At 53.6% G+C, this 26,312-nt stretch carries 12 protein-coding genes and 1 tRNA gene; 5 read left to right on the top strand and 8 right to left on the bottom strand.

The window, feature by feature from the left end:
* The first annotated feature begins 1 nt into the window (after window position 1).
* Both nusG and Q8902_09700 read left to right on the top strand, forming a co-directional pair.
* Window positions 2-553, top strand: coding sequence for a transcription termination/antitermination protein NusG (gene nusG, locus Q8902_09705; GenBank protein MDP4199834.1), 552 nt, complete (start codon window positions 2-4; stop codon window positions 551-553).
* A gap of 303 nt (window positions 554-856) precedes the next feature.
* Window positions 857-6,025, top strand: coding sequence for a hypothetical protein (locus Q8902_09700; protein ID MDP4199833.1), 5,169 nt, complete (start codon window positions 857-859; stop codon window positions 6,023-6,025).
* Window positions 6,026-6,039: 14 nt separating this feature from the next.
* On the opposite strand, the gene Q8902_09695 is transcribed toward Q8902_09700, so the two are convergent.
* Window positions 6,040-6,128, bottom strand: a tRNA-Ser gene (locus Q8902_09695).
* A gap of 275 nt (window positions 6,129-6,403) precedes the next feature.
* Between Q8902_09695 and Q8902_09690 the strand changes: the two genes are divergently transcribed.
* On the top strand, window positions 6,404-7,369 hold the full coding sequence (locus Q8902_09690; GenBank protein ID MDP4199832.1) for a hypothetical protein: 966 nt from the start codon (window positions 6,404-6,406) through the stop codon (window positions 7,367-7,369).
* 19 nt (window positions 7,370-7,388) lie between these two features.
* Window positions 7,389-9,779 (top strand): NAD(P)-binding protein, encoded by a 2,391-nt coding sequence (locus Q8902_09685; GenBank protein MDP4199831.1) that lies wholly within the window; start codon window positions 7,389-7,391, stop codon window positions 9,777-9,779.
* A gap of 50 nt (window positions 9,780-9,829) precedes the next feature.
* On the opposite strand, the gene Q8902_09680 is transcribed toward Q8902_09685, so the two are convergent.
* Window positions 9,830-14,938 (bottom strand): adenylate/guanylate cyclase domain-containing protein, encoded by a 5,109-nt coding sequence (locus Q8902_09680; GenBank protein MDP4199830.1) that lies wholly within the window; start codon window positions 14,936-14,938, stop codon window positions 9,830-9,832.
* Between the two features lie 117 nt (window positions 14,939-15,055).
* Window positions 15,056-18,427 carry a cyclic nucleotide-binding domain-containing protein gene (locus tag Q8902_09675; protein ID MDP4199829.1) on the bottom strand — a complete coding sequence of 1,124 codons (3,372 nt, stop codon included), beginning with the start codon at window positions 18,425-18,427 and terminating at the stop codon, window positions 15,056-15,058.
* Here Q8902_09675 and Q8902_09670 point away from each other — a divergent pair.
* Window positions 18,415-19,065, top strand: coding sequence for an HD domain-containing protein (locus tag Q8902_09670; GenBank protein ID MDP4199828.1), 651 nt, complete (start codon window positions 18,415-18,417; stop codon window positions 19,063-19,065). The genes Q8902_09675 and Q8902_09670 overlap by 13 nt on opposite strands.
* Here the strand turns inward: Q8902_09670 and Q8902_09665 are convergent.
* The 5 genes from Q8902_09665 to Q8902_09645 form a co-directional block, all read right to left on the bottom strand.
* A complete protein-coding gene (locus Q8902_09665; protein MDP4199827.1) occupies window positions 19,062-22,433 on the bottom strand; it encodes a CusA/CzcA family heavy metal efflux RND transporter in 3,372 nt (1,123 codons plus the stop codon). The two genes, Q8902_09670 and Q8902_09665, sit on opposite strands and share 4 nt — an antisense overlap.
* 2 nt (window positions 22,434-22,435) lie before the next feature.
* Complete coding sequence (locus Q8902_09660; protein MDP4199826.1) at window positions 22,436-23,860, bottom strand: efflux RND transporter periplasmic adaptor subunit; 1,425 nt, start codon at window positions 23,858-23,860, stop codon at window positions 22,436-22,438.
* 12 nt (window positions 23,861-23,872) lie between these two features.
* Window positions 23,873-25,207 carry a TolC family protein gene (locus tag Q8902_09655; protein ID MDP4199825.1) on the bottom strand — a complete coding sequence of 445 codons (1,335 nt, stop codon included), beginning with the start codon at window positions 25,205-25,207 and terminating at the stop codon, window positions 23,873-23,875.
* Window positions 25,208-25,311: 104 nt separating this feature from the next.
* A complete protein-coding gene (locus Q8902_09650; GenBank protein MDP4199824.1) occupies window positions 25,312-25,677 on the bottom strand; it encodes a hypothetical protein in 366 nt (121 codons plus the stop codon).
* Window positions 25,678-25,728: 51 nt separating this feature from the next.
* Complete coding sequence (locus tag Q8902_09645; GenBank protein ID MDP4199823.1) at window positions 25,729-26,307, bottom strand: HAD-IC family P-type ATPase; 579 nt, start codon at window positions 26,305-26,307, stop codon at window positions 25,729-25,731.
* Window positions 26,308-26,312: the final 5 nt, after the last annotated feature.

Genomic DNA, 26,312 nt, shown 5'->3' with positions numbered 1-26,312 from the left:
CATGACCGAGCCTCAAGCGACCACCCTCAAATGGTATGCGCTCAAGACCTATACCGGTCATGAGTCCAAAGTCAAGGCCTTCCTCGAAGACGAGATGAAGCGCCGCGGCTTTTCCGAGCGTGTGCCCGAAGTCGTAATCCCGAACGAAAAAGTCTATGAAGTTCGCGAAGGCAAAAAGCGGACGAAGACCAAGAGCTTCCTGCCCGGTTACATTCTCATCGAGGCCGCACTCGATAAGAAGCTGATCGATCTCATTCTCTCGGTGCCGGGTGTCGTGAGTTTTGTCGGTCCAACCAAGACCCAGCCCACCGCATTGCAGCCGGATGAGATGCGACGCATCCTCGGCAAGGTCGAGGAGAAGCGCGGTATGGAATCGCCTGAGATTCGCTATTATCTTGGCCAGCCGGTCAAGGTGATCGATGGACCATTCTCCGGATTCGGCGCGCAGATCAAAGAGGTCAACGAAGACAAACAAAAGCTCAAAGTCGAAGTCTCGATCTTTGGCCGCAAGACACCGGTCGAACTGGACTACGCCCAAGTCGAAGCAGAGTAACGAACGCTTAGCGTTACTTCTGAAATCGATGTTCCTACGCGAACTTCGATAACGCACGTCCAATACGTCTCTATCACTCCGAGAAACGGACTCGGACCATTGACTTGATTGCTGAGAGAGGGCAGAGCTGTCATCTGCCCGTATTGTACTATTTCCGCCGCGAAGTGCTTACCAGATTGTTCTTTGACTGGTTTCCGGGTTATATAGGGAAGACAGAGCACCAAGTATTTTCCCATAGACTGAACCAGACTTGGGTCTCGTTCATTATTATTAATGCAGCTTCATGCATTCTTCCCTACGGTAATGAGGCAAGTTCTTCGTCAATGCGTCTGGTCTCTGCTGCTCGTAATCGCGGTACTACCGAAGTGTGCGATTGCACAGTCGATTCCCAAAATTTCTTCGCATGCCCGGGGCGGCGCCTTTGATTCACGATTTTCACTCGCTCCCAAAACCATCGAATTCGAAAAGAATCTCGGGCAGGTTTACGATCAATTCGGTAAGCCAATGCCGGAGGTTCTCTATCGTGCAAAGTCGAGAAGTCTGAACCTCTATCTGACGAAAAACGGAATTCAGTTCGTCTTCTCTAAGCATTCAGTGCAACCTCAGGATATTATGAAGCTGTCTCGCCATCGGAATCAACACGAGCGGAAGAGATTACTCGACACGCTCACAGCGTACCGAATGGATTTCGAACTCGTTGGGTCGAATCCGAATCCAACCATTACCGAAGAGGCGGCAAAACCTTATTATTTCAACTACTACGACAAGAGCCATCCTGATGGCCTGCTCGACGTTCCAGCTTTCGAGAGGCTGATCTACCATGACGTGTATCCAGAGATCGACATGGTGATTTACTCGACCGAGCAAGGGATGAAGTACGATTTTATCGTTCATCCTGGCGGTGATCCATCATCAATCGTCCTGTCCTACGATGGTTCGGATAGCCTTCGAATACAGGATGGGGCCGCCCAAGCATTCACTCCGATGGGCGTAATTCGTGAGGGTCTTCCTTTTTCATTCACTGGCACCGAAGATAATCTGAAGAGTGTGAACGCTTCTTATGTTCTCGATAGCAGTCATCTTCGCTTTAAGATTGACCATTACGATCATCGAAAAACACTTGTCATCGATCCTCCCCGGATTTGGGGGAGCTATTTCGGCGGCAGCGACGGCGATGAGATCTTTTCACTTGGGGTGGATAAACAACGAAATATCTTCGTATGCGGAGGTACGAATAGTTCTTCTGGCATCGCCACTCCGGGCGCATTTCAAGCAACATACACGCCGAATGCGAGCAATTTTTTTCTCGCAAAGTTTACTGCGGCGGGTTCACTCCTTTGGTGTACGTACTATTTTGACGGCGGCAATTCCGTGAATCGGCTCGGTCTTGATACCAGTGGAAATCCGATAATCGGTGGAACGACTCAAGACACAACTGGAGAATTTGCCACAGCAGGCGCCTATCAAATGAATAATGGCTTCTCATCGGCAGACCCGTACTTGGACGATATTTATCTTGCCAAGTTCTCGAGCGCGGGAGTGCGGTTATGGGGCACCTACTGGGGAAGGAAATATGGAGATGAACTCCGCGCTCTCGCTGTCGATTCTTCTAATAACATCATCATTGGTATCCAGACCAACAATGATAGCATGGCGACTCCTGGCTCATTCAAAGCGGCTCGCACAGCAAATCGGGATGATGTAGTTCTTGCGAAGTTTTCGCCGACAGGATTTCGCACCTGGGCCACTTACTATGGCTCGGGCCAGATCGGGTCGATTGCAATAGGAAAAGATAATGCGATTTTTATAGCAGCCATTCCTTCGGGTAGTGACATGCCACCTGCGACTGCAGGAGCTTTCGATGCCATTCCAACGGATGGTAGTACCATCGTAGCTTTTAGTCCGGCAGGTTCGCGAGTATGGGCGACCTACTTCCCCGGCGTGGTTCGAGCCATTTGTTCGGATCATGCTGGGTCGATCTATTTCGGCGGTCAGACGCTCGATGACACTCGCATTGCAACGCCTGGTGCTTACCGCCAGACTCTCATTGGCAATGTGTGGAATGCATTTGTAGAACGCTTCGACACTTCGGGCAAGCGGAAGTGGGGCACATATATCGGCGGATGGAATCATATTACAGATGATGGAGACGATGACCTGGGACTTGCTGCAAATCCACATGGAGATGTCATTGCAACCGGATATACTGGCGATTCTCTCTACATCGCGACGACTGGAGAGTTCCAAACTGTTTTCGGCGGTTCCACTTCCGATGCATTCCTGATGAAGTTCGACAGCATTGGTCGCCGCAAATGGGGCACATACTATGGGGGCACAGGTATCGACCGGGGTAATGCTGTTAGTACTGATATTTTCGGCCATATTCTCTTGGCGGGCTATACGGAAAGTCCAAGTGGGATTGCTTCATCAGGATCATATCAGTCCACCTATGCCGGAACTGGTGATGGCTTCGTGGCGAAGTTCTGCGACACAATTCGAGCGAACCTCAGTTCGACAAGTGCCGACACCATTTGTTATGGCGAGGCCGATACCTTAGTCGGGACATCTGGGTTCTCAGTATATCAATGGCGCGATACGGGAAGCATAATACCCGGCGCGACCTCCAGCAAATATATCCTGCCGGACACATTGCATCCCGGCTTACACCGCTTCACTTTGGACATTGCCGATCCCGAATTATGCGCGACAGCTACGGATACATTGCCCGTATTTATCCGCACACCACCGCCGATCGACGCCGGACCGGATAAGACCATGTGCTTAGGCAGTAGTGTTCAGATTGGTAAGACAATTGCGAGGTACCAATATTCCTGGTCACCGGGTAAAAGCTTGTTCGACTCGACCGTAGCACGCCCAATTGCACTGCCAACGCAAACAACGACATACGTCGTCTCTGTCACGGACACCAACGGGTGCCAGAATACGGACACGGTCATCGTTAACGTGAACAATCCGCCCGTTGTCGATGCCGGACCCGACAAGACAGTCTGTAGCGGGACGAGTGTTCGGATTGGTAATTCGATAACTGGCAAACCGCCATTCATTATTTCGTGGCAACCGGCAGACGGCATTGACCATACGGATTCGCTCAGCACGACAGCTCATCCTGCCGCGACAACTACCTACACTGTGACTGCCACGGATGTAAACGGCTGTCAATCGAGTTCGTCTGTCACGGTCCACGTGAACAAATCGCCTGTGGTGAGGGCGCTGCTGCCAGTCTCAATTTGTAGAGGCGACTCGGTTATAATCGGCGCTTCCGTTACAATCGCTGGGAACACGGCGACCTTTCAGTGGAGTCCGGCGGCAGGGCTGAGCGATCCGACCGCTCAATACCCAAAGGCCTCCCCAAAGTCCACAACGGTTTACACAGTTGTGGTCACCGATGGAAATGGATGCACTGGCAGCGACACCATCGAAGTTGCAGTCGCGGATACATTGCGACCAAGAATATCACCTGCGACTCCAAGTATTTGCGCGGGAGATACTGTCATGCTCTCGGTGTCGAGTGCATATTCTTCCTACAAGTGGAGCACCGGCGATACAACGAGCAGCATCCTTGTAACCCAGAGTGGCGACTACTCTGTGCATGTCACTGGCACGTCTGGTTGCTCGGGTACATCGGCGCCGACGCATGTGACAGTCCTGTCCGACAGCGTGCCGCACCCGGTATTACTACCCGTGCAAACGCAGTTCTGCAGTGGCGATTCGATACGAATCGAACCGGCAGGGACGTACAAGTCCTATCTCTGGTCCAGCGGTGATACGACGGCTTCGATCTTCGTCACCAAAAGTGGAGAGTATTCGGTCACCGTAACTAACAGCGCCGGCTGCGCCGGTTCGAGTGTTCCGGTAAGCTTCACGGTCGAGCCGCGTCCGCAGGTGCAATTGCTAGCGGCTGGTCCCACAAGCATTTGCGAGGGAGATTCCGTCCCGCTCGATGTCACGCCTGGCTTCCACTACACATGGTGGAACGGGACGACGAAACTTCCGGACACGACACAACGCATCTTCGCAAAGGTGAGCGGCTCGTACTCCGTCACGGCAACGAGTGCCAGTGGATGCGATAGCACATCGCCGGCGTTGGTGATTACAGTGAATCCGCGTCCGGTCGTGGCGATCTCTGGTCCGGAATCGATGTGCCTTGGTGGTAAAGCGCAGTACACGCGAAGTGGGCCTCCCGGCGCCGTGTTTTGGCTGATCACTCCTGCTTCGCTCGGAACGATCACGTCCGGTCAAGGGACGAACACGATCGAGGTGCAATGGGGGAGTGGTGGCACCGGAATGCTCTGGGTGAACGTCACTGCGGGTGGCTGCGAAGGGATTTCTCAACTTCCGATCACCATCGGGTCGCATCTGACTCCGCTCGTTTCGCACCAGAATCCACTGGCGTTTTGCCCTGGCGATAGCGTTACGCTCGATGCCGGATCGGGATATGCAACATATCAGTGGTCGAGAGATGGCAACGCGATCAGCGGTGCGACCGGCCAACAACTTACGACCAACCAGGCAGGCAATTACTCGGTCTTTGTCACGGATGCAAGCGGCTGCGATGGATCGTCGATGGCCGCAACAGTGATCGTGTATCCATTGCCAGCAAAGCCAACGATCTCACAATCCGGTGGCAAATTAACATCAACACCTTCATCAGGATACCAATGGTCGCTCGGCGGTATGCTAATACCCTCGGATTCGACGGAGACAATATCGCCGGATACGGATGGAATATATGCAGTTACGGTTACAGACGCGCACGGCTGCTCCGCAACAAGCGACCCCTACAACTACTCGATACAGGGCTTGGCAACGGTCAAGGTCCCCGCATTGACAAAAGCAAATCCAGGGAGCACAATCGTCATTCCGCTGTTGCTCGAGAATGCCGTAAATCTTGCTGAGACTCGTGCCACAACTTATGCTGGAGTCATCCACATTCGCGCGGATCTGCTTACGCCGACGAATCCAATCAGCACTCGATCTGGTAACGTGTGGGCTCTTCCGGTTGCTGGTCCGGTTGGCATAAGTGATACGCTCGAAATGCTTGCTTTCGTTGCAGGGTCAACCGATCCCAATTGCGGCACGCTCATGATCGATTCGTTCGCATTCCCGAATGCGCGCGTGGCTGTCACTCGCGTTAACGGCGAAGTCTGTGTGGCTGGTGCATGCACTTCGTGGACGGAGACATCGGACACAGCGTTCTTCATTCATTCCGTTGTTCCAAATCCGTCGACAGGTTCGTTCACGATCGAGTATCACATTGCGGAGGAGGGTCTGGTCGAGATGTCTCTTCAGGATGTGCTTGGCCGCACGGTGAAACAATTCAAATCGGCTTCGATGAAATCGGGGACAGTCCGGGAGACCTATTGGACTGATGAGTTAGGCGCTGGCGCGTATCGGCTCGTGCTTCGCAGCGGCGGCCGCGCGCGAACAATGCGGCTGGGCGTCCTGCGCTAACAACCCAAAACTCGCGGAGAGGGGGAGATTCGAACTCCCGATAGCTATTACTAACTATGACGGTTTAGCAAACCGTTGCCTTCAGCCACTCGGCCACCTCTCCAAACATCAATTTGGCGTCCGAATCCAGCGGGTTTCCGGACGCGGGCTCAAAACTTCGAGCGGCCTACTCACGTTCCTTTTGCCGCGTTTTGATGCAATGAATTGCAGGACTCCACCCGCAGCATCTTTTTCAATTCGCGGGTAGCGTCCCGAAGGTTGATTATCTTTGTATCGCCTTTTCAACCCTGTTATTGTCGTCAAGTGATTGAACCGTGACCTATGAGGATCCATCCATTTAGGAGCAGTAATCCTTCTATTTTGCCTGCTGATCGGACAGTGCCTATTCGGCTGTCCACAAGTTTTGACGAGCTGGAGGAGAAAGCCCGCACGACCGTGCACGCCGTGCATGACGATCCCGATGGACGGATCGCCCTTCGCAAGGCGTTCTACAAGCACTACGGTTACGCCTATATTCCGGATTCCTACGGTCTCGGAAATTCCGAGATAGCATTTCTCGGATGGGAGGCGGAGCGTGGTGTTCTAAACCCTGTCACTGCTGAGGGCCGTTCATCCCCGGAAGAACAAGCCGTTGCGGAGCTCGAACGCCAGCTCAGGGAAGTTGTTGGAAGCCATTGGTGGCGAAAAGTGAATTCGCGCCTGCTGCTCGATAGCGAACTTGCCGGCCTAATTTATCCGGCGATTTCACCCGACGGCCCATATCTTCTGCCGGACGATCTCGGGCCATCCGTGTGGCATTGGCTCAAATACATCGATAATCCTAACGGACTTAGCTGGTATCGGTCGCATAATAGCAGCATCGTCGTTGGATACATTGACGCGATCGAGAAGGCAGATTTAGAATCGGAATACGAGCAAGTCTTTATGAATGAGGTGTTGACCCGCTTGCTCTACGCTCAGGCGATGGTCGAGGGGATGGACTTCGCCTTTGGCAAGCTGGGCCAATGGCTGAGCGATCCGCGCGGATTTGCAGTCGGGTTCATCGTCTTGTTTCGTGATTTTTATCCGCGCAGTTATCAGTTGGACCCTCATGACATCAATGCGGTAATGCACCGAAATCACCACCTGATGGGTGAACTTGCGACGTTTCTGGACCGATGGCTTATCCATCCGTTTCTACGGAAGATCTACAGTCTGAGTGCGAAGTGGCTGGATACGCCAGGACTCGAACGGTTCTTTATCGATAACAACTCGATGTATCCTAAGACTGTCGGTAATCTCTTGCGGACAACGATGCCAGTCCGAGAACCGAGCAGCGAGAGCGTCCCAGTACCCCAATCATAATTCTGAATTTTCAATCAACGTGAGTATCGATATGAGTGACAAGCAAAAGAAGAAGATCGCCGTGCTAGGGGCGGGAATGTCGGCCCTATCAGCCGTTCATGAGATGACCAACTACGATGGTTGGCAGGATGATTACGAGATTACGGTCTATGTGCGTGGTTGGCGCGTGGGTGGCAAGACTGCCACGGGCCGCGGCGTCAACATGCGTATCGAGGAGCACGGTATCCACATCATGCAGGGCTGGTACAATAATGCCTTCCGGCTGATCCAGGATGTATATGCCGAACGCGAAGCCAAGAAACTCGATCCGGACTGTCCGATCCAAACATGGAAGGATGCCTTCATCGAGGATAACGGCACGCTGCTCATGGAGTACAGTCCCACGGAAGGCCGCTGGATCAACTGGCCGATGGTCTTTCCCGGCAACGACGCTGTACCTGGCGATGGCCCACCGCTCACCGTTTGGCAATTGTTCGACAAGGCGCTTGCTTTGGCGCTCGAGGCCATTCTCGGTTCGCCCTACCAAACAGGGGAGGAGGCCTGGGAAAAATGGATTCTCGATTTATTTTTCCCACCTCAAAGCGAGAACATCCCAGCTCTCAACGCCGATTCACCGCTGCCCAAGGTCTCGCGTGGCGGCAACACGACGACTGTCGTCGCATCGACAGTTCTGTCAGGCTCGAACACCGTTGCTGCTGGAGGAGTACCAAGCACCCGTCCACATTGGTGGAGTGGGTTTGTCGAAAAAATCGAGGCTGACTACAAGCATGTTGAGGCTCGTGTCGAAGTCAAGATGCTGTCGCACGTCCACGATCTCGTGAAGGAGATGGCGCAGCATGAGACGGGAACGCCGATTGTCAGCGCGACTGGAGTGCCACATCACGAAACGATCATCGAAGGACTCGATCATTTCATCGAGTGGCTCTTGCATGGTGTGAAGGAGCGATTGATGGAGGATAATAAGATTCGCCGCATCGTGACCATGCTCGAGTTCATGGTCGTCAATATGAAGGGCATCCTGAAGGATGTGTACGACCCGGTGACGCACGAACTCGATTTCGAACGGATCATGAAGTACGATTACCGCGAGTGGATCGCGATGCACGGTGCCAGCCAGCGCGTGCTTGCGTTTCCGATCACGCGCTTCATGTATACCGGGATCTTCCAGAACGAATACGGTGATGATTTGACTGGGGGACGAGTCGCGGCAGGCACCGCGCTGCGGCTCACGACGCTCGCCTTCGGCTACAAGGGAGCGTTCGTCTTCAAATTCCGGTGTGGGACGGGTGAGACCCTGATTACGCCGATCTATCAAGTTCTCAAGGCGCGCGGGGTGAAATTTAAGTTCTTCCAGCGCGTCCACGACATTCACCATTCCGATACCGGCGAGATCGAGCGGATCACCATTGCCGATCAGGTTACGCTCAAGAATCCTGGGGCTGGCTACGATCCGCTCGTTCCCTTCAAAGGATTCCAGTGCTGGCCAGCCGAGCCGCTCTATGATCAGATCGATCCCGATCAGGCCCGCGCAATGCAGGCGAAGAACGTCGATCTCGAAAACTCCTGGAGCGATTGGACTGACGTGAAGGCTCGTGTAATGACAAAGGGTACAGATTTTGACGAAGTACTGCTGGCCATACCGGTTTCCGCTCTCAAATCCATCACGACCGAGATCATGGAACACGACATTTCATGGAAGGAGATGATCGAGAATGTGAAGACGACACAGACACAGTCCATGCAACTCTGGATCAAACCCAATCTCAGCGAGTTGGGCTTTGATCTCAACGCGTGGGGGATGCGCGATGACTCCGAGCCAAACACCGTATGCTATCAGGACGCGATGTATTCTTGGATCGACATGTCGCTTATCATCGACTGTGAGGACTGGGACGCTTCAAATAAACCCGGTTTCCTTGTCTATTTCTGCGGGGCACTTCGCGATGAATTAGAGATTCCCGATTTTAGCGACCACGGATTTCCATTGCAGGAACTTCGTCGTGTGCAAAACTCGAGCGAACAGTGGCTCATCGATAACGCCGGAATATTTTGGCCCAATGCCACGCTCAATGAAATTCCCATGGGGTTCGACTTCCGGAAGTTGATCCATCCGAGCAATCCGAACGCGTCCTCTTATCAAAGGTACTTCTCACAGTTCTTCAAGGCGAATGTCGATCCTTCGGTGCGCTTCACGCTGTCTGTACCTTACACGAAGCAATATCGGAAAAAACCGGACGAGTCAGGGTATAAGAACCTATTCCTAGCTGGCGACTGGACCAACTATGGAGCGAACGCTGGCTACATCGAGGGCGCCGCAACGAGCGGACTCCTGGCTGGTCAGGCGATGCGCAAGAAGTTCGGAAGGACCAATCATCAGGTGGTCTTTAGCTCGACTCAGGACAAGAACTGATACGTCGTAATTGCGGCGGGTGAGAACCTCATCCGTCGTTGCGTAAACCTTTATCCTGCCAACTCCACGAAGTACATATCGACCGCTCCGATATTCTTCGCTTCGATCTGGCCTCGATATGTGCAAGGGTACATCTCTTTGATGCGCTCGAACACCGTACCCGAAACGTTGATACGGCCGCCGACGCCGTTCGACTCCATTCTGGAAGCGACATTGACTGTATCCCCCCAAATGTCGTAGGCAAACTTCTTTGTCCCGACGATTCCTGCCGCGACCGGTCCGAGATGAATCCCAACGCGGCAATTGAATGCGCCTCGCATCTTGCCGGTGTTGGCTTTTGCGCGTTCGACGAACTGTAGGATCTCGCGGGCCGCAGCGACCATATCCTTCGTGCCGTTCTCGGTTCCAGAACGGATACCGGCCGCGCACATATAGCTGTCGCCGATGGTCTTGATTTTTTCGAGCCCGTGACGACCCACAATCTCATCGAATGCACTGAAGTAATAGTCAACTTCCTGAACGACTTGTTCGGCGGTCCACTCGCGCGTCACACTCGAGAAGTTGACGAAATCCGTAAACATCACCGTTACTTCATCGAATTTCCGAGGCTGGACATACCCATTGCGCTTGAGTTCTTCGGCTGTCTCATAGGGAATAATATTCAGTAGGAGATCGTCCGATTTTTGTTTTTCGCTTGCGAGCTCGCGCGTGCGCTCCTCGACCTTTTGCTCGAGATTCTCGTAGAGCTTGGAATTTTCGAGAGAAATTGCGATTTGACCAGACAGTAATTGGAGTACCTCGATCCGTTGCGGGGAAAAGGCTCCGGCAACGAGATTGTTTTCGAGATACAAGATGCCGGTCAACGTCGAAAGGTTCATAATGGGAAGGCCAAGCACGGACTTCATACGCCCTTCGGCGAGATAACGGTCCTGTCCGAACATCGGATCGCTCATTGCATGCACGAGCACGACGTTTTGCTTCGTGCGGCTAACATACTGGATCACGGCGGGGGAGACCTCGATCGAATCAGATGCTTCCGGGAAGTCTATGCGAATCTTCTGTCCTTCGACCTTGCCAATAGCTTGCTCCTTCCAGGAGCCGTCACCTTCCGGCAGCAAGAACACAGCTCGCTCCGCTCCCGCGGACTCGATACAAATCGTCAGTAGGCGCTCGATCAGTGTGCGAAGCCTAACAGCGCTCGAAATCGCGGTTGATGCTTTTAGCAGCGACGAGAGATCAAGACTGAGAGAAGATGTATGGCTCACGGTGTGTCCATGGCCCGAGATCCCAATCAATTCAGTCGACGCAGCTTGTGGATGTCTGGCAAGATAGTGCTCTGCTTTCGCGCGTGCACCCCAATGCTCATAGGCTTGATACGCCGTACGGCTATATTCGAGCGCAGACTTATTGTCGCCAATCTTTGAAAAATGTTCGCTGGCAAGTTCGGCAGTCAGAGCGGCATCTTGCAGGAAACCGCTTGCACGAGCTTCAGAGAGTGCTTTTGCAAAGAGTTCGCCGGCCTCCTCCTTGTTGCCACGCTTACTCGCTCGCTCAGCGAGTATGAGATGGTAGCGATGCGAGTAATTATCGGGACTACTCGCAGCCCATTTCTTCATCTTGCGAAGAAGGCCTGCCACTTTCTTGTCGTGCGTTCTTCGTTCACCGGAGATAGCCCCCTCGGCAGCCCGCAATCGCACGAGTGCCTCATAGAACCGGAACATTGTCAGTTCCGCGAGCCCTACGCCTGACTCGACCAAGGCCGTCGCATGCTCCATGCTCTCTACAGCACCTGGTGTGTCGCCATAAAGATAAGACAGCATGACCTTCATCCCATAGAATCCGAATGTGCCAGTCTTATCGACCCCGGCGGCCGAATTCGTTTCGATCAATTCCTCCGAGAAGTGCTCGCCGTTCAGAAGTGTCGGTTCGGCTGAGGGGTGCATAAGATTTGCGATGACCTGTCGCAAGAACCCAGAGCGCATCACGGCACCATCGTGTTTCATTCTGGCAAATGTAGCGGCGTACGTCCCAACTTCGCTTTCGAGTTCGGCCAGCGGGACACCACCAAGGAATTGGTAATACAACCTGTAGTATGCAGACCAGTATCCCGTGGCAACATTTCCAATCTTTAGCCCGGCGGTATAAGACTTTTGAAGAAGTTCGTAGGTCTCTTTGAGCGGTCTGTTCCAATGATAGATGAAGACCCCAAGCACGAAGAGCACCTTTACTTCGAAGTCTTCAGAGTAATGCCGCCGAAGTGTTTCAAGACTCGTTTGGCCAAACCGGAAACCTGCTTTGAAGTCACCAAGGATTCCAGATAGCGTAATAGCGTATGATCCATAAGCATACGGTGCCGTTTCGCCATTACCATACTTGAGCGAGAGCTCGACCATCTTGAATATCATGAGAGGGAAGAGCTGACTGCCCGTCAAGAATGCTGAAGGACTCACCCGCTCGATGATCGTCATTGCAGACGTCTTTTGCGGATCCGTCATCGTCGGCAGTTCCGCCAGCGACTCGATCTTCTTGCCCGCCAGTCGCATCTTTGTAGCTGCGAGCGCCCGGACGACATGGAGCATTGTGGGCTTACGAGGGAACTTCACACCGAGTTTAGCCAGGACTTCAAGACCAAACTGCAGCATCTCCTGATGCTTATTCACGGCCATCGCGGCGTCCAACTTGATCATGTAGGCGCGGATGGATTCGAGCGGATCGCGTGCATTGTGAATCACAGCATCAGTCCACGCATCGGTCAATAGGGCATCACGAGTAACGTAAGCAGCTTCTGATGCTTCCGTGTAAAGCGTCAAGGCAAGGCCGTAATTGCTCGTCCACACATCTTGCGGCAGTTGGCCAATTGCTGTGCGATAGAAGAGAAATGCAGGTTGGTATGCCGAACTCTGCTTCGCCTTATTCCCCGCCATCAAATTGAGCTCGACCAAAGATCGGCGTTCGGCGGCATCCGTTATCGCCGAAAGCCCTAGATTGAGCTGATAGACGATGTCGAATATACGTTCCGATTGCTGCTCAAGTGGCACATTCTTGAGGAGTAGCCGACCGATGTCAAGGTGAACTGCTGTCCGTTCCTCTTCTGGGATCAGAGAATGCACCGCCTGTTGGACGCGGTCATGCGCGAAATAGAATGTGGCCGTTTGCCCCAAAGTCGCGCTCTCTTCAGCTTCCACTAGCTTATACCGCTCGTCGGCGGGCATGATGAGCCGCTCAAGCGTCGCCGTGCGAAGAAGCTGCGATAGCTCGAACGGCGACTTTCGAGAAATGAAAGACAGAGTTTGGACATCGAAACTGCTTCCAATGCATGCTGCACATCGCAGCGCGCCTTGCACATCCTCTGGCAACTGTTTCACGCGATCCGCAAGAAGCTCGACAACATTATCCGTAATCTTCAGCTGTCGGATTTGTGTGACATCCCATCGCCATCGGCGTTCGTTAAAATCGAACCGGAGGGCCCCTCGAGCATCGAGTGATGCCAGAAATTGACGGACAAAGAATGCGTTGCCGCGTGTTTTTTCCTGCACCAAATCGGCTAAGCTTCGAATGTCTTCCGGACTCTGAAACAGGGCGTCGGCCAGTAGACGTGATATGTCGTCGCGAGTCAAATCGAGGACATTGATCCGAGAAATTGCAACACCTGAATCGGATACATCGCGAAGCATGACCGCCAGCGGATGTGTTTGGTCCGCCTCCGTATCACGGTAGGCGCCAATGATGAGAAGATGACGGTGTTCGGGACTGCTCATCAAGAGCTTGAGCAAGTCAAGTGATGCAGCATCGGCCCATTGCAGATCGTCAATGAAGAGCACGAGCGGATGTTCTTCGGTCGCAAGTGCAAGGAAGAATTGACTGAGTGCGTATTGGAACCGGTTCTGAGACTCAGCGCCACCGAGCACGGGAAGATCCGGCTGTGGGCCGAGCACCAACTCGAATTGTGGGACGAGATTTGTGATGACCTTACCCAACGTCCCAAGGGTACTCAGTAACGATGTTCGCCACTTGGCCAGCACGTCATCGCGCTCGGTCAAGAGCAATAATGCAAGCTCTGCGAGGGCCTGACCGATTGCCGAATAGGGAATATCGCGCTGAAATTGATCGAACTTGCCCTCGGCATATCGCCCGCCGCGCGTGCTGATCCGTTTATGTAACTCATGCACGAGAGCGGACTTTCCGCTGCCTGGAGCCCCGAGGACAAGGATAGGTGACGCGGCGCCATCGGCTGCGCGATCGAACGCATCGAGCAGAAGCGCGATTTCCTTCTCGCGTCCATAAAGTTTCTGTTGAATTTGGAGAATGCCCGAATAATCGTGCGTGGCAAGCTCCATGTCAGCAATGAAGCCATGTTGCTGAAGCGACTCCCGGCACCGTTCGAGATCGTATTGCAGTCCGAATGCCGACTGATATCGGTCCTCCGCATTCTTTTCCAGAAGCTTCATCACGATGCGCGAGAGCGTGTCTGGCAGATCGGGATTCCGTGTCGTTGGCGGCGTCGCAGCTTTCGCAATATGACAATGGACCAACTCCGCCGGGTCGCTCGTGTCGAATGGGAGTGAGCCACAGAGCACTTCGTAGAACGTCACACCGAGCGAATAGAGGTCGGTGCGGTAATCGACCATGCGGTTCATTCGCCCCGTTTGCTCGGGCGAGATATAGGCGAGTGTTCCTTCGAGCTTTTCTGGGTTGCCGAGAAACGAGGAGCGAAAATCGATGCGGCTGCTAATACCGAAATCGATCAAACTTACCGTGCCAGTCTGCAAATCGACGAGGATATTACTGCTGTTAATATCCTTGTGGATCACCGGTGCGGCGTGCAACTCAGCCAACAAATGAGCGATCGAGATCGCCATGTCGAGAAACACGGAGAGCGGCTGCCGCTCGGATACGAATGCTTCCCGAAGTGTGACCCCATCGATGTGAGTTAGCACGAGCGCCCGGCGATCGTCGATCGTTTCTTTCCGGAGTGCTCGCCGGACTCCGGGAATCGAAAGTTGCTGCGTGATTTCGTATTCGTTATTTAAACGCGTAATCTCCTCAGCTGTAGGAAACTCGCTTTTGAGCGTCTTCACAACAACCGGGCTTCCGGTTACTTGATCGGAATCTTTATAAACGGAGACCCAAGCGTTTTGGCTGAGTAGCGACTTACTCATGGCAAGAAATGTATCCTTGACGACACGAACAGAATGATTGTTAGGCGGCACTAAATTGAACGGTATTTCAACGGAACGTTCCAATGGAAAGGTTCAAATTGCCGCTGCATGGGGATTTCAGGTATCGACCCCCGGCTTTGAGGCCGCAACCTCGCCAGCATGCGAAATTTGTTCGTTTTGCTTCCGTAACTTCCTGGAGAGCGTGGTTATTGCGCCACGCGCTATCTCGACATTGTCGGCCATCAGATCGTAAAACACATCTCGCTGGAGCTTCAACAACGTCGTTTCCTCGATCGCCGTTACGGAAGCAGAACGTGGCTCAGGATCGAGTAATGCCATCTCGCCGACCACATCTCGAGTACCGAGTTCGGTCAGGAAATGAACGCCAGCATGCACACGCACTCGGCCCTCGACGATGATGTAAAGGCAATCGCCAATTTCACCCTTCTGGATAATGTTTTCGCCGGCTTTGAAGTGGACTTCCTCCAGCGCCTGTGCGATGTGCGCGATTACCGGATCGGGCGTTTCTCGAAATAGCTCAACAGTCTTTAAGAGAATGACGCGTTCAAATAGTAACGGCATAAGTTCACCTCCAGTAGAATTATGATGAAGTTCAGCGATCCCTGAAGCGACTGACTCGCTCGACTTCCAATAGCGTGCTATGGCGATCGTCCAATCACCATAGAATCGGTCCTTGTTTGAAATCAAACGATCGAGCGCTAATTGCTGCGGCACTCGCTCAATTGGTCCCATGGAAATGATATCCGCCAATGCGGCACCATGATGGGCTCTTCCACTCAAAAATAAACTAGCTTCGAGCACCGCGATGATGTCCTTCGAGCCTTCACTTGGTAAGATGTGATGAAGTGTTTCGAATGCATTTGCACGGTCGCGTTCATCACCCAACAGGAGACTGTCACGAACGCGAAGCAGAGTGTGATGTTCGTATCGCAATCCCAGCAACAGCAGCAGGCGCTCGGCGGCGCGAACAATTTCGAATGCTAATGTGCTTCGGAACAAGCGGGCGGCTCGCGATAACCCCGGAGCAGCGCGAATCGAATCCACGAAAGACAAGATTGCAGCGATCTCGTAGACCCGATCGCATTCTTCTCGGATCAGCCGGTCGAATAGGCTGCGATCGCCAAGGTTTGTCCGATCCAATCTTGTCACGGCGCCGAGCAACGCGCGCAACGTTACGAGCCGAATATTGCTTAAGTCACCACTCCGAGAAGGCGGCCAATGGAGAAGCGACTCCAGCTCGTGAAATGCCCGTTCGTCCATTGACAGGTCCTCTCCACGAATAGAATGACCTAGCAACCGGGCAACTCGTATCAACCGCGCTTCATCAACGGCGTCCGACTCAATGCGACGAGCAAGAGCAGGTATGAGGAGACTCCCAAATGCCGACAGACAAAGCTCCAGCCCTCTCATGAACTGCCGCGACGTTGCCATATTAAAGTACTGTTCAAGCAAAGGCTCGACCAGATCCTGGTGTGCAATTAGCGACGATGCATTCGCTGCTGCGAGACGCACGTCCTCATTTTCGTCGCCGAGCAGGGCCAACAGCTGAGGGTTGGTCTCCTGGACGGCGGCCCGACCGATTATTCTTGCCGCAGAAGTCCGCCGCGCGGGATCGGGGTGATTCATCAGCGCCCGGAGATGCTCGTTGGCGATTCTGAGATTCGTCATCGTCCGGCTCTTGAACAAGCCCGTCAATAGACCCTCCAGCACCTGCGGACGTTCATCCTCAAGCCAACGAGTCACCGAAGTGTTGTCGAATCCGCCATGGATCTTCCCATAAGCTTGTAGTATCGGGCCGAGAACATCCGGCTGATCCTGGGAAACTCGGATAGCATGTTCCAACGTGTTGGATAATCGTGATTGATGATCAGGTGTGAGGGTGAATTCCTCACTCCGCTGAAGTGCGGCTATTCGTAACGCGCGATCGCCATGATCGAAAACAATGGGCAAGATGTCGATAAAGAATGAAGATTCCGTCTGCGGAATAAGCCGGAGAGCATATTCGGCTTCAGTCGTATTCATGCTTCGCAACTTCTCGACGATCATCAGTCGTGTCGCATGATCCAAGACCAGTTCGGCCTCGTTAAGTCGTCGATGTTTGAGTGCGCGGAAGACCATCATCCGATATTCCCGATCGAACCATCCGAGAGCAAACGCCCAAGCGACAAACACTCCGACTATTGCGTAACTAATGTCGAGAAGTGTGAACCCAATGGAGACTGAGAGGACATAAAGCAAAAGTGCTGAAACACCCAACCCAATCGGCTCCGCGATACCGCCGACCAAATACTGCCCCTTGTGTCGGTCACGCTTAGAAAGGGGCTGCAATGCAATGGCAAGCGCGGGTACGTGTACGGCATCCGACCATAGTTGGACAAATAGCATTCCTGCGGTGAATGACCAGATCATTGCCGATTCCTTTGTGCCCATTGCTCCGATGAGTCCTGCAACCGTGATCGCACAAAGACCAACGGGAAGCACAATGCTGGTTCGCGCCAACCCGAACCGGTTAAAGAGCCGGCCAACAATGCCGATTTTTAAAATCAGGCTTATGAGTTGGGCAAGACCAAGAAATAGACCGAGGAAATTCGCGATCTCAGCGATATCTTTACTGCGAAGCTCGATCTGACGCAGGAAGCCATAGTCGATACTTGTCGTCGCAAGGACTGCGAGAAACGATACGAGCGCTACACTTGCAATGTACCGGTGTGCGCGAACAAACTCCATGACTGATCGCTTCCGAAGAACGGATATGCCAGGCTCCATTCGGTGCTTGTGGGATTGGGAGTGGTTCGCTATTGGAGATTGATGCGCAGAATGCGTCGCGAAAGCATGACCGAAATCGCCGACGATCCGCTGAAGGAAATAGAGGCTTGTGGCAGCTCCGATGGCAGAGAGTATCAAAAGGTCGGGCACCTGAAAAAATGCGAGAATGACCGGGACAGAAAAATAACCAAGTATCTTTGCAAGGAAGGAGCCGGAATCGATAAGGCTGAACAGGCGCTTGCCCTGTCGCACATCGAACAGATGGGATGCAATCACCCAGAATTCGTCGTCAGTCACATAGATCATGATGCGCGACCATACCAGCAGGCCGAAAGCCATCATGTATGTCGGAATTGTCGAGCCGGCCAACATACTGAGCCTCAGGGCGATCGTACCGCCGACCAAAGCGAGTAGTTCGAGTCGGAGCAATCGTGCTTGTCCGATGGTGCGCTCCAGATGCTCCGAGGCATACGCTATTATGAGTTCCAGAACCGCGGCGGACGCGAATGCGATGGGTAGATAATCGATTGGAAAGGTAGCGAGGAAGATTGGAAGGGCAGCAGAAACCAGATATGCAACACCCACACCCAGGCAGAACGAGTGCATCCAAAGGAGCGCCACCGGACGGCGTTCATTTGAACGAAGGTTCAGGGCTTGCAGAACGAAGCGAGACGTCCAAAGACGATCGAATGGCGCAGACACAGTACAAAGATAACTCCATTCTGGATGGAAGTATGAAACTGGTCCTTCAACGGGTCCAGGAATTTGCGACCAGCAAGATCGCTTCGCTACATCCCGGTTATCGGTATCATTGCGTAGAGCATACCGCAATGGTGGTCGAGTATGCTCGCGTGATTGCAGAGGCTACCCGTCTTTCTGACGCTGAGACTTCCATTCTTCTGATCGCCGCGTGGCTCCATGATGTCGGCTTCGACATGATCTATATTGGTCATGAGGAAGAAAGCTGCAAGTTTGCACGGGAAGTACTCGCGCGAGAGGTCAGCAGCGAAATCATTGCGGATGTGGAGGAAGGCATCCGCGCAACCGAAATTCCGCAGCGGCCTACCGGCCGTATCGCGCAAGTACTCTGCGATGCAGACCTCTTTTATCTTGGTACTGATCTACTCTTGCCATGGAGCGACCGACTCCGTGAAGAGCACCTCCATGCGCTGGGCCGTGAATATACCGATCTCGAATGGCTTGATATTAATATCCAGTTCATTCGGAGCCATACGTTTTTCACCGATTACGCAAGGGAGCAAGCAGGGCCGGGGCTTGCCGATAATCTCCAAATGCTCGAAACCATGAGGATGCTGCTCATCGAGAACCGTGCGCTCTAATGGTGCATCCAGCCGGAGATCTCGCTCTTACGAAGTGTTCCTTTGTGAAGTGCACGCACCTTAAGAACATAGAAAATGATTGGTGTGACGATCAGCACGTGAATTGCACTTGTTAGCATGCCGCCGACCATCGGTGCAGCAATTGGTTTCATTACGTCGGAGCCAGTCCCGGTCGAGAACAGAATGGGAACGAGCCCGAGCATCGCGGTTGCGACGGTCATGAGCTTCGGACGAAGCCGGAGCACCGCGCCTTCAATCGTAGCATCATATATGTCCTTAACGGTCATCGATCCTTCCTTTATAATTAGCTTCTTATCCAGCGCCTCGTGCAGGTACACGACCATGACCACTCCGGTCTCCGTCGCGATGCCATATAGTGCGATAAATCCGACCCAAACCGCAACAGACCAGTTCATGCCAAGAACCGCGATGAGGAACACGCCACCGATGAGCGCGAATGGGACACTGAGCATTACGACGCCCGCTTCCTTGAAATCTTTGAGTGTCACGTAGAGCAAAAGAAAGATTACGAAGAACACAAGCGGGATCAGCAGCCGGAGCTGTGACGCCGCGTGCTGTTGCTGTTCGTACTCCCCGCTCCACGAAAGCGTGTAGCCGACTGGAAGCTGCAAACCCTTCGTCAATACCGATTTCGCTTCCGAAACGAAGCTGCCCATGTCGCGGCTGCGGACATTGAGATAGACAATCGAACGCAGGAGGCCATTCTCGCTCGAGACCATAGCGGGACCATCCTTGATCTCCACGCTTGCCAATGCTCCGAGCGGAACGTACTGGATTCGTGAGATCGGAGGCGGCGAAAGTAGATTTGACTGCGAGGCTTGAGAGGCGGCAAGTGAGCCGCCTGAGGTCAATCCGGTGTTATCCTGTCCGGCAGAGCTGGATGTTCCCATTCCGCTGCCCATTTCGGTTGTCGCGTCGCTCGACGTGACCGATGCTCCTGCGCCTGCTTGACTTGTCAACAACGTTGCTCCCGCTCTGATCGGGATTGGGACTGGGACTGGCAGCGATCGCAATTCCTCAACCGACCCGCGAAAGTCCTGCATATAGCGCACGGTGATTGGGAATCGCTCGCGGCCTTGCACGACTGTTCCGGCACTCTCGCCACCAATCGCACTCTCGATTACGTCGTTGATGGTAGCCGGCGTCAGCCCGTACAGCCCCGCGGCTTCCGGCCTTAAACTGATTTCCAAAAACGATCCACCTTTGACTCGCTCTGCTGCTACATCCGCCGCGCCGCGGATTGGTCGAAGCAATCGTTCGGCTTCAGAGGCGAGGCGATCGAGCGTATCCAGATTGCTTCCGAAAAACTTGACCCCAAGATCGGTTCGCACGCCCGTCGTGAGCATATTGATCCGATTGATGATTGGTTGTGTCCATCCGAGTGCCACGCCCGGCATGCGGAGGTTGCGGTTGAGGTCATCGACGATCTTATCCTTGGTGATTCCAGGGCGCCATTGTGCACGAGGCTTGAGCAGGATAATCGTCTCGATCATTGACTGTGGAGCGGGATCGGTCGCAGTCTCTGCTTTACCCACTTTGCCGAGAACCTGCTCGACTTCCGGATAGCTCTTGATGATTGCATCCTGCGCTTGCAGGATGCAAGTGGCTTGGGACATCGAGGTGCTTGGCACCAGCAGCGGCATGAATAGCAGACTGCCCTCATCGAGCGGTGGCATGAACTCGCTGCCGAGACCGAGCGCGATTGGAATTGCGACGGCCAGCGCCAGAGCATTAACAGCAATTGCAGTCTTCTTGTGTTTGAGCGCCCATGCGAGTGTGGGCAGGTAGAGTTTCTGTGCCAAACGCGACACTGGGTTCTTCTCTTCAGGTCGCATTTTGCCGCGCATGAGAAGCGTCATCAGCACGGGCACCAGTGTGATCGATACCAGCGCGCTGCCAAGCAAGGAGAATGTCTTTGTAAATGCTAGCGGATGAAAGAGCTTGCCTTCTTGTCCTGTGAGCAGAAATACGGGGAGGAAACTGACGACGATGATAATAATGGAAAAGAAGATCGGTCGCGCTACTTGTTGCGCACTGTGAATAACGACATCACGATAGTCATACTCAGTGCCATCGCGCTCTTTATTTGTTTGGGCATCCGAAAGATGACGATGAGCATTCTCGAGCAGCACAATAGATGCATCGACCAGGATTCCAATCCCAATGGCGATGCCACCCAGCGACATGACGTTGGACGTGATGCCGAAGGCCCGCATCAGAATGAACGCAATGAGAACCGAAACCGGTATCTCGATAACAATTCGCAAGGCGCTTGGAAAGTGGAATAGGAAGATGAGGATGATGATGGAAACAATGATAGCTTCTTCGATCAGCGTGTGCTCGAGTGTTGCGACAGAAGCTTCAATCAGTTCGGAGCGATCGTACGCCGTCTCTATCTTTACTCCTGTTGGTAAGCCGGGCGCAACCTCGGCAATACGCGATTTCACACGGTCGATCACGTCTTTGGCGTTCTCGCCAGTCCGCATGACGACGATGCCGCCGGTTACTTCGCCAGTTCCATTCTTATCGAGCGACCCCCGACGCGGAGCGGCGCCGATCGTTATGTCCGCCACATTCGATAGAGGGATGGCTACGCCATTGCGCGTGGCGACATTTACCGCTCGAAAGTCGCTTGCGCTGGTGAAGTATCCTTGACCGCGTACGAAACTCTCACGTCCATTCACTTCGATGATACGTCCGCCAACGGCATTGTTCGAGCGAGTTACGGCGCGCGTAATGTCATCGAGTGTGACATCGTAGAGCTGCATTTTGAGGGGATCGAGATTGATCTGATACTCGCGCACATATCCACCAACAGAGGCAATTTCCGCAACACCTTCAACCGACTGCAGTTGGGGCTTGATGAACCAGTCCTGGAGCGCGCGCAGCGTTCCGAGATCATATCCTTTCCCTTCCACCGTGTACCAGAAGACGTGGCCGACGCCGGTGCCATCGGGACCAAGTTGCGTTTTCGTACCAGCCGGCAAACTGGCCTGAACGGTCGCAAGCTTTTCGAGGACGCGACTTCGCGCCCAATATGGGTCGACGTTATCCTCAAAAATCAGATAGATGAAACTCATGCCGAACATCGAAGTCGCACGAACGGCCTTGATGCTGGGCAGGCCTTGGAGCGCGGTGACGAGTGGAAAGGTCACCTGATCTTCGACGATCTGCGGCGAGCGGCCCATGTACTCTGAGAACACGATGACCTGATTCTCCGAAAGATCGGGAATGGCATCGAGCGGCGTTGTGGCGATTGCCCATGCGCCGACTACCGACACGAGGAGGAAGACGGCAATGATGAACAGGCGATGCCGTGCACTCCAATCAACAATGCGTTCGACCATGACTATTTCTCCCGAATTGCAGTGATGAGCCACTCACCGCTCTCAGAGCGAGTGAGAGTGAAGCGTACGGATTCATCGACTTGTACCGCCTGGAGAAATTTGGGATCCGCGACTTTGTAGGCCATGCTCATTGCAGACATGACGCTCGGGATATTGCCGTGATCGAGGGTGATGGTCTGGTCCGCAGTATTGATCCGACGAACCGTTCCGGTGCCCTCCCCGGAATTCTTATTTCCCGTTTCGCCCATATTCATCCCGGCCATGGGATTGCTCTTCGTGAACTGATGCTCGGCATCGACTAAGAACGAGCCATTCGAGGCGATTCTATCATCCAACCTGATGCCGCTTCGCACTTGATAATAGTTGTCCGGTGAGAGTAGGCCGAGCGTGACATCGTGCCGCGCGAACATATTGCCAGAGTCGAGCACCCATACATAGTCTCCGGTGCCGGTTCTCACGACGGCGTTTTGTGGAATGGCGAGGGACCGTCCAAGTTCTGAGCGAATGCTCGCCGTGAACGTCATCTGCGGACGAAGTTTGTAGGACGGGTTCGGAAGGCTGAGCCGAACTCGAATTGTGCGTGAGGATTGATCTTCCACCGGCGAGATGAAGATAACCTTACCCACAAAGTTCTCATCAGGATAAGCTTCCGAGCGAATTGGGATAGACTGACCGACGTGAACGTAACGAATATTCTGCTCAGGCACATTCACCTCGGCCCAGACCATCGAGAGATCGGCAATTTGGAAAATCGTGGTGCCCTCATCGACATATGAACCTTCTTGTGCCAGCTTTTGCAGCACAAGTCCGTCCATTGGCGCGGCAATGGTCACCGTATTGGCGACAGTGGGGCTTTCCCCAAACTGACGGATTTGCTCCTCGCTCAGCCCATAAAGTTCAAGCCGCTTTTTGTTGGCTCTCATAAGTCCTGCGTCCGCATGATGTTCCATGCCGGCTGTGTGGCCTTGATCCATCTCGCCAGCGCCGGCGGCGATGAGATAATCCTTTTCCGCACTAAGAATATCTGGGCTATAGAACTCGAACAGTGGATCGCCTTTGCGGACATACGTCCCAGTGGCCGCCACGAACATCCGTTCGATCCTGCCACGTGCACGCGCGGCGATCGTCTTCTGCGCCGGCTCAGGAATCTCGATCACGCCAACCGTTGAAAGCTCGCTTGTGAACGCTCTTGATTCAACCGGAACAACCGTAATGCCGGACCGGACCACCGCCTCGTTTGTCAAGCTGACCATCTCGGGCGTGCTGCTGGCCGTGGTAATCGATGTCATCGTGGTACTGGACTGGCTCATTGGCTTTTCTCGCTTGCCCAAGAGAAGTATGACTGCTCCTCCGAGAATTGCGACGAACAGCGCCAGTAGTCCATACCGCAGGGCTTTACTTGTCCGAAGTGTATTTTTGCTTGTCATATCGAGCGCCTCTTATTTCCAATCGTTTCGACTTGTATATTTGGTGAGCGTTGTTCCGGTCAGGAACTCGATCATTGCGATCGCCTTGTTGTATTCAGCTTCCAGCCGGTAGCGATCGTGCTCGCGATGGAAGAGTCCAAGTTGCGTGCGAATAATATCGTCAATATTTGCTTTCCCATAGGTGTAATTGGATATGTCCGTCTGCAGGTCCAGTTGCACGGCGGGATAGATCTCGTTACGGAGGAGAGTGTACTCTTCTTGAATCCCCTGCAACTTGGCGAGATTTGTTTCAATCGCCGTATGGATGTTCAGTTCTTCGGCTCGGGCATCTGCTACCTTCATTGCTCGCATGGCATCGGACTCAGCGAGTGCCTCCGTGCGTTTACCACCAAAGTTGAACGGAAGTTCGACGCTGACAGTGGCGGAAACCATATCGGTCTGCGACATCGACGATGGGGTAACCCCAGCCATGGCTGCGCCGGGGAAGTTCATGGGATTCATCGGCGAAGTTGCCGAGAGCGCATCGCGCTGCATGTAGGCAAGTGATACCTGGAAGTCCGGGTATTTGTCGAGATCGTTTCTCCGGTAGATGAGACGATCCTGCTCGATCTGCGCCTCCAGCTTCTTTAAGGTGGGACGGTTCGCGCGGGCAATTGAGTCCAAAGCCATGACCGAATAGGTAAAAGGAGGAAGCCCAAGGCTTGAGGTCATGGTAACCGCCGCAGGACTTCCTGATGCTTGTTCCAGATCGGCAGCGCGCTCTCGGAGCATCGTTCGCTCCTCAATAATCTCTGTCGCGAGTGTTGCGCGCTCGAGTTTTAGGTCCAGTACTTGCGACTGCGTGGTGCTGCCCGTGGCAAGCTTAGACTCCGCAAGAGGAATTAGATCGTCCAGCGCCTTCTGATGCAATTTGTTGACCGCAATCTCTTGATCCAGATGATATAGATCAAAATAGGCTAACTTGACATCACGGGCAAGCATGTTGCGCGCTTCCTGCAAATCGTCTTGCGCTGTGAGGGTATCTTGCGCAGCAATCTTTCCGTCGAACTTCAGCTTGCCCGGATAAGGGAATGACTGGGAAATGCCAATCATTTTAGAAGTCATTGGCTCCTCCGAAAACCTGAAGGAATTCGTCGGAAGATTTTGGGCGCCGAGCATCAACATGGGATTCGCGAGCGAGGATTTTTGCGCGATTCTTCGGCGGGCCGCTTCGATCTGTGACTCACCCGAGAACAGCATCGGGTGTGAATCGATGCGAGCGAGTATAGCATAGAGTCCCGCAATGGAGCTATCAGGCGGTGGCGTTTGGGCATGCGCAGAGCTTGTTGCCAGAAGCAACGAACACACAAATAACAAAGTAGAGAATGGATGTTTGGTCATTTTGCGATAAAATACATCGGTTACGGCGGCCTCGCGGTCGCCGGCAATATGCTAGCCGAAAGTATTGATCGCTAAATGCGGTAGGTCGAGAATAGGGCGCACTGCTCCGCAGGAGTTCGAGGCGGGGACGCAGGAATCGGGATAATTGTAGTCGTTACTGCACGGCGCACGAGGAGGAAGGAGGTTGCCAGCAGCGGAAGGAGAATGAAGGAAAAATCGGCCTTGACAGGAGCAGGCTTGCCAAACTCCGACTTCACAGAAAGGTGGGTGGCCTTAACTACGCAACATGCCTTCGGCTTCATACTTGGCTTTTTGCAGGCCGCGCACGCTGCCGTAGTCTTCCCCGATGGCTTGGCGCAGGTACGCGTCGTCAGCGTCACGCCCGTCGTTGAGACGAGTATGGCCATTGCGAGAAATAACCGAGTTAAGCGCATCATGCTGTTCTTATAGACGAAATCAGGAGTAAAAAGATTCGCTCAGGCCCAGCATCACGCCGAAGTGTTCAGCTTTAATAGATTGGCATTGATGGCAACGATAATCGTGCTCAATGACATGAGCACGGCACCAGCCGCCGGGGAGAGAATGATCCCCACGCCCGAGAGAACACCGGCTGCCAGCGGAATTGTAATAATGTTGTAACATGCCGCCCACCAGAGATTCTGCACCATCTTCGAGTAGGTCGACCGCGAAAGCTCAATCAGCGCGATGACATCATTTGGATCGTTCTTCACGAGTACAATGTCCGCCGTCTCGATCGCGACATCGGTGCCAGCCCCGATGGCGATGCCAACGTCGGCCTGCGCGAGAGCCGGTGCATCGTTGACACCATCGCCAGTCATCGCAACTTTCAATCCGCGTGCTTGGACTTCTTTGATCTTCGCGGCTTTATCTTGCGGCAGTACTTCCGCAAAGTAATCGCGAATCCCAAGCTCGCTCGCCACTGCCACCGCAACTTGCTGATTGTCTCCCGTGAGCATCATCGGCTCAATGCTCATTTGCTGAAGTCGGATCATCGCAGTCTTCGATTCCGGCCGAACTTTGTCGCCTAATGCGATGGCGCCGGCTATTCGGT

The sequence above is a fragment of the Bacteroidota bacterium genome (assembly GCA_030706745.1).
Lineage (GTDB): Bacteria > Bacteroidota > Ignavibacteria > Palsa-1295 > Palsa-1295 > PALSA-1295.
Note: the sequence above shows the minus strand (reverse complement) of the source record. Positions and strands in the feature narration are given on the sequence as shown.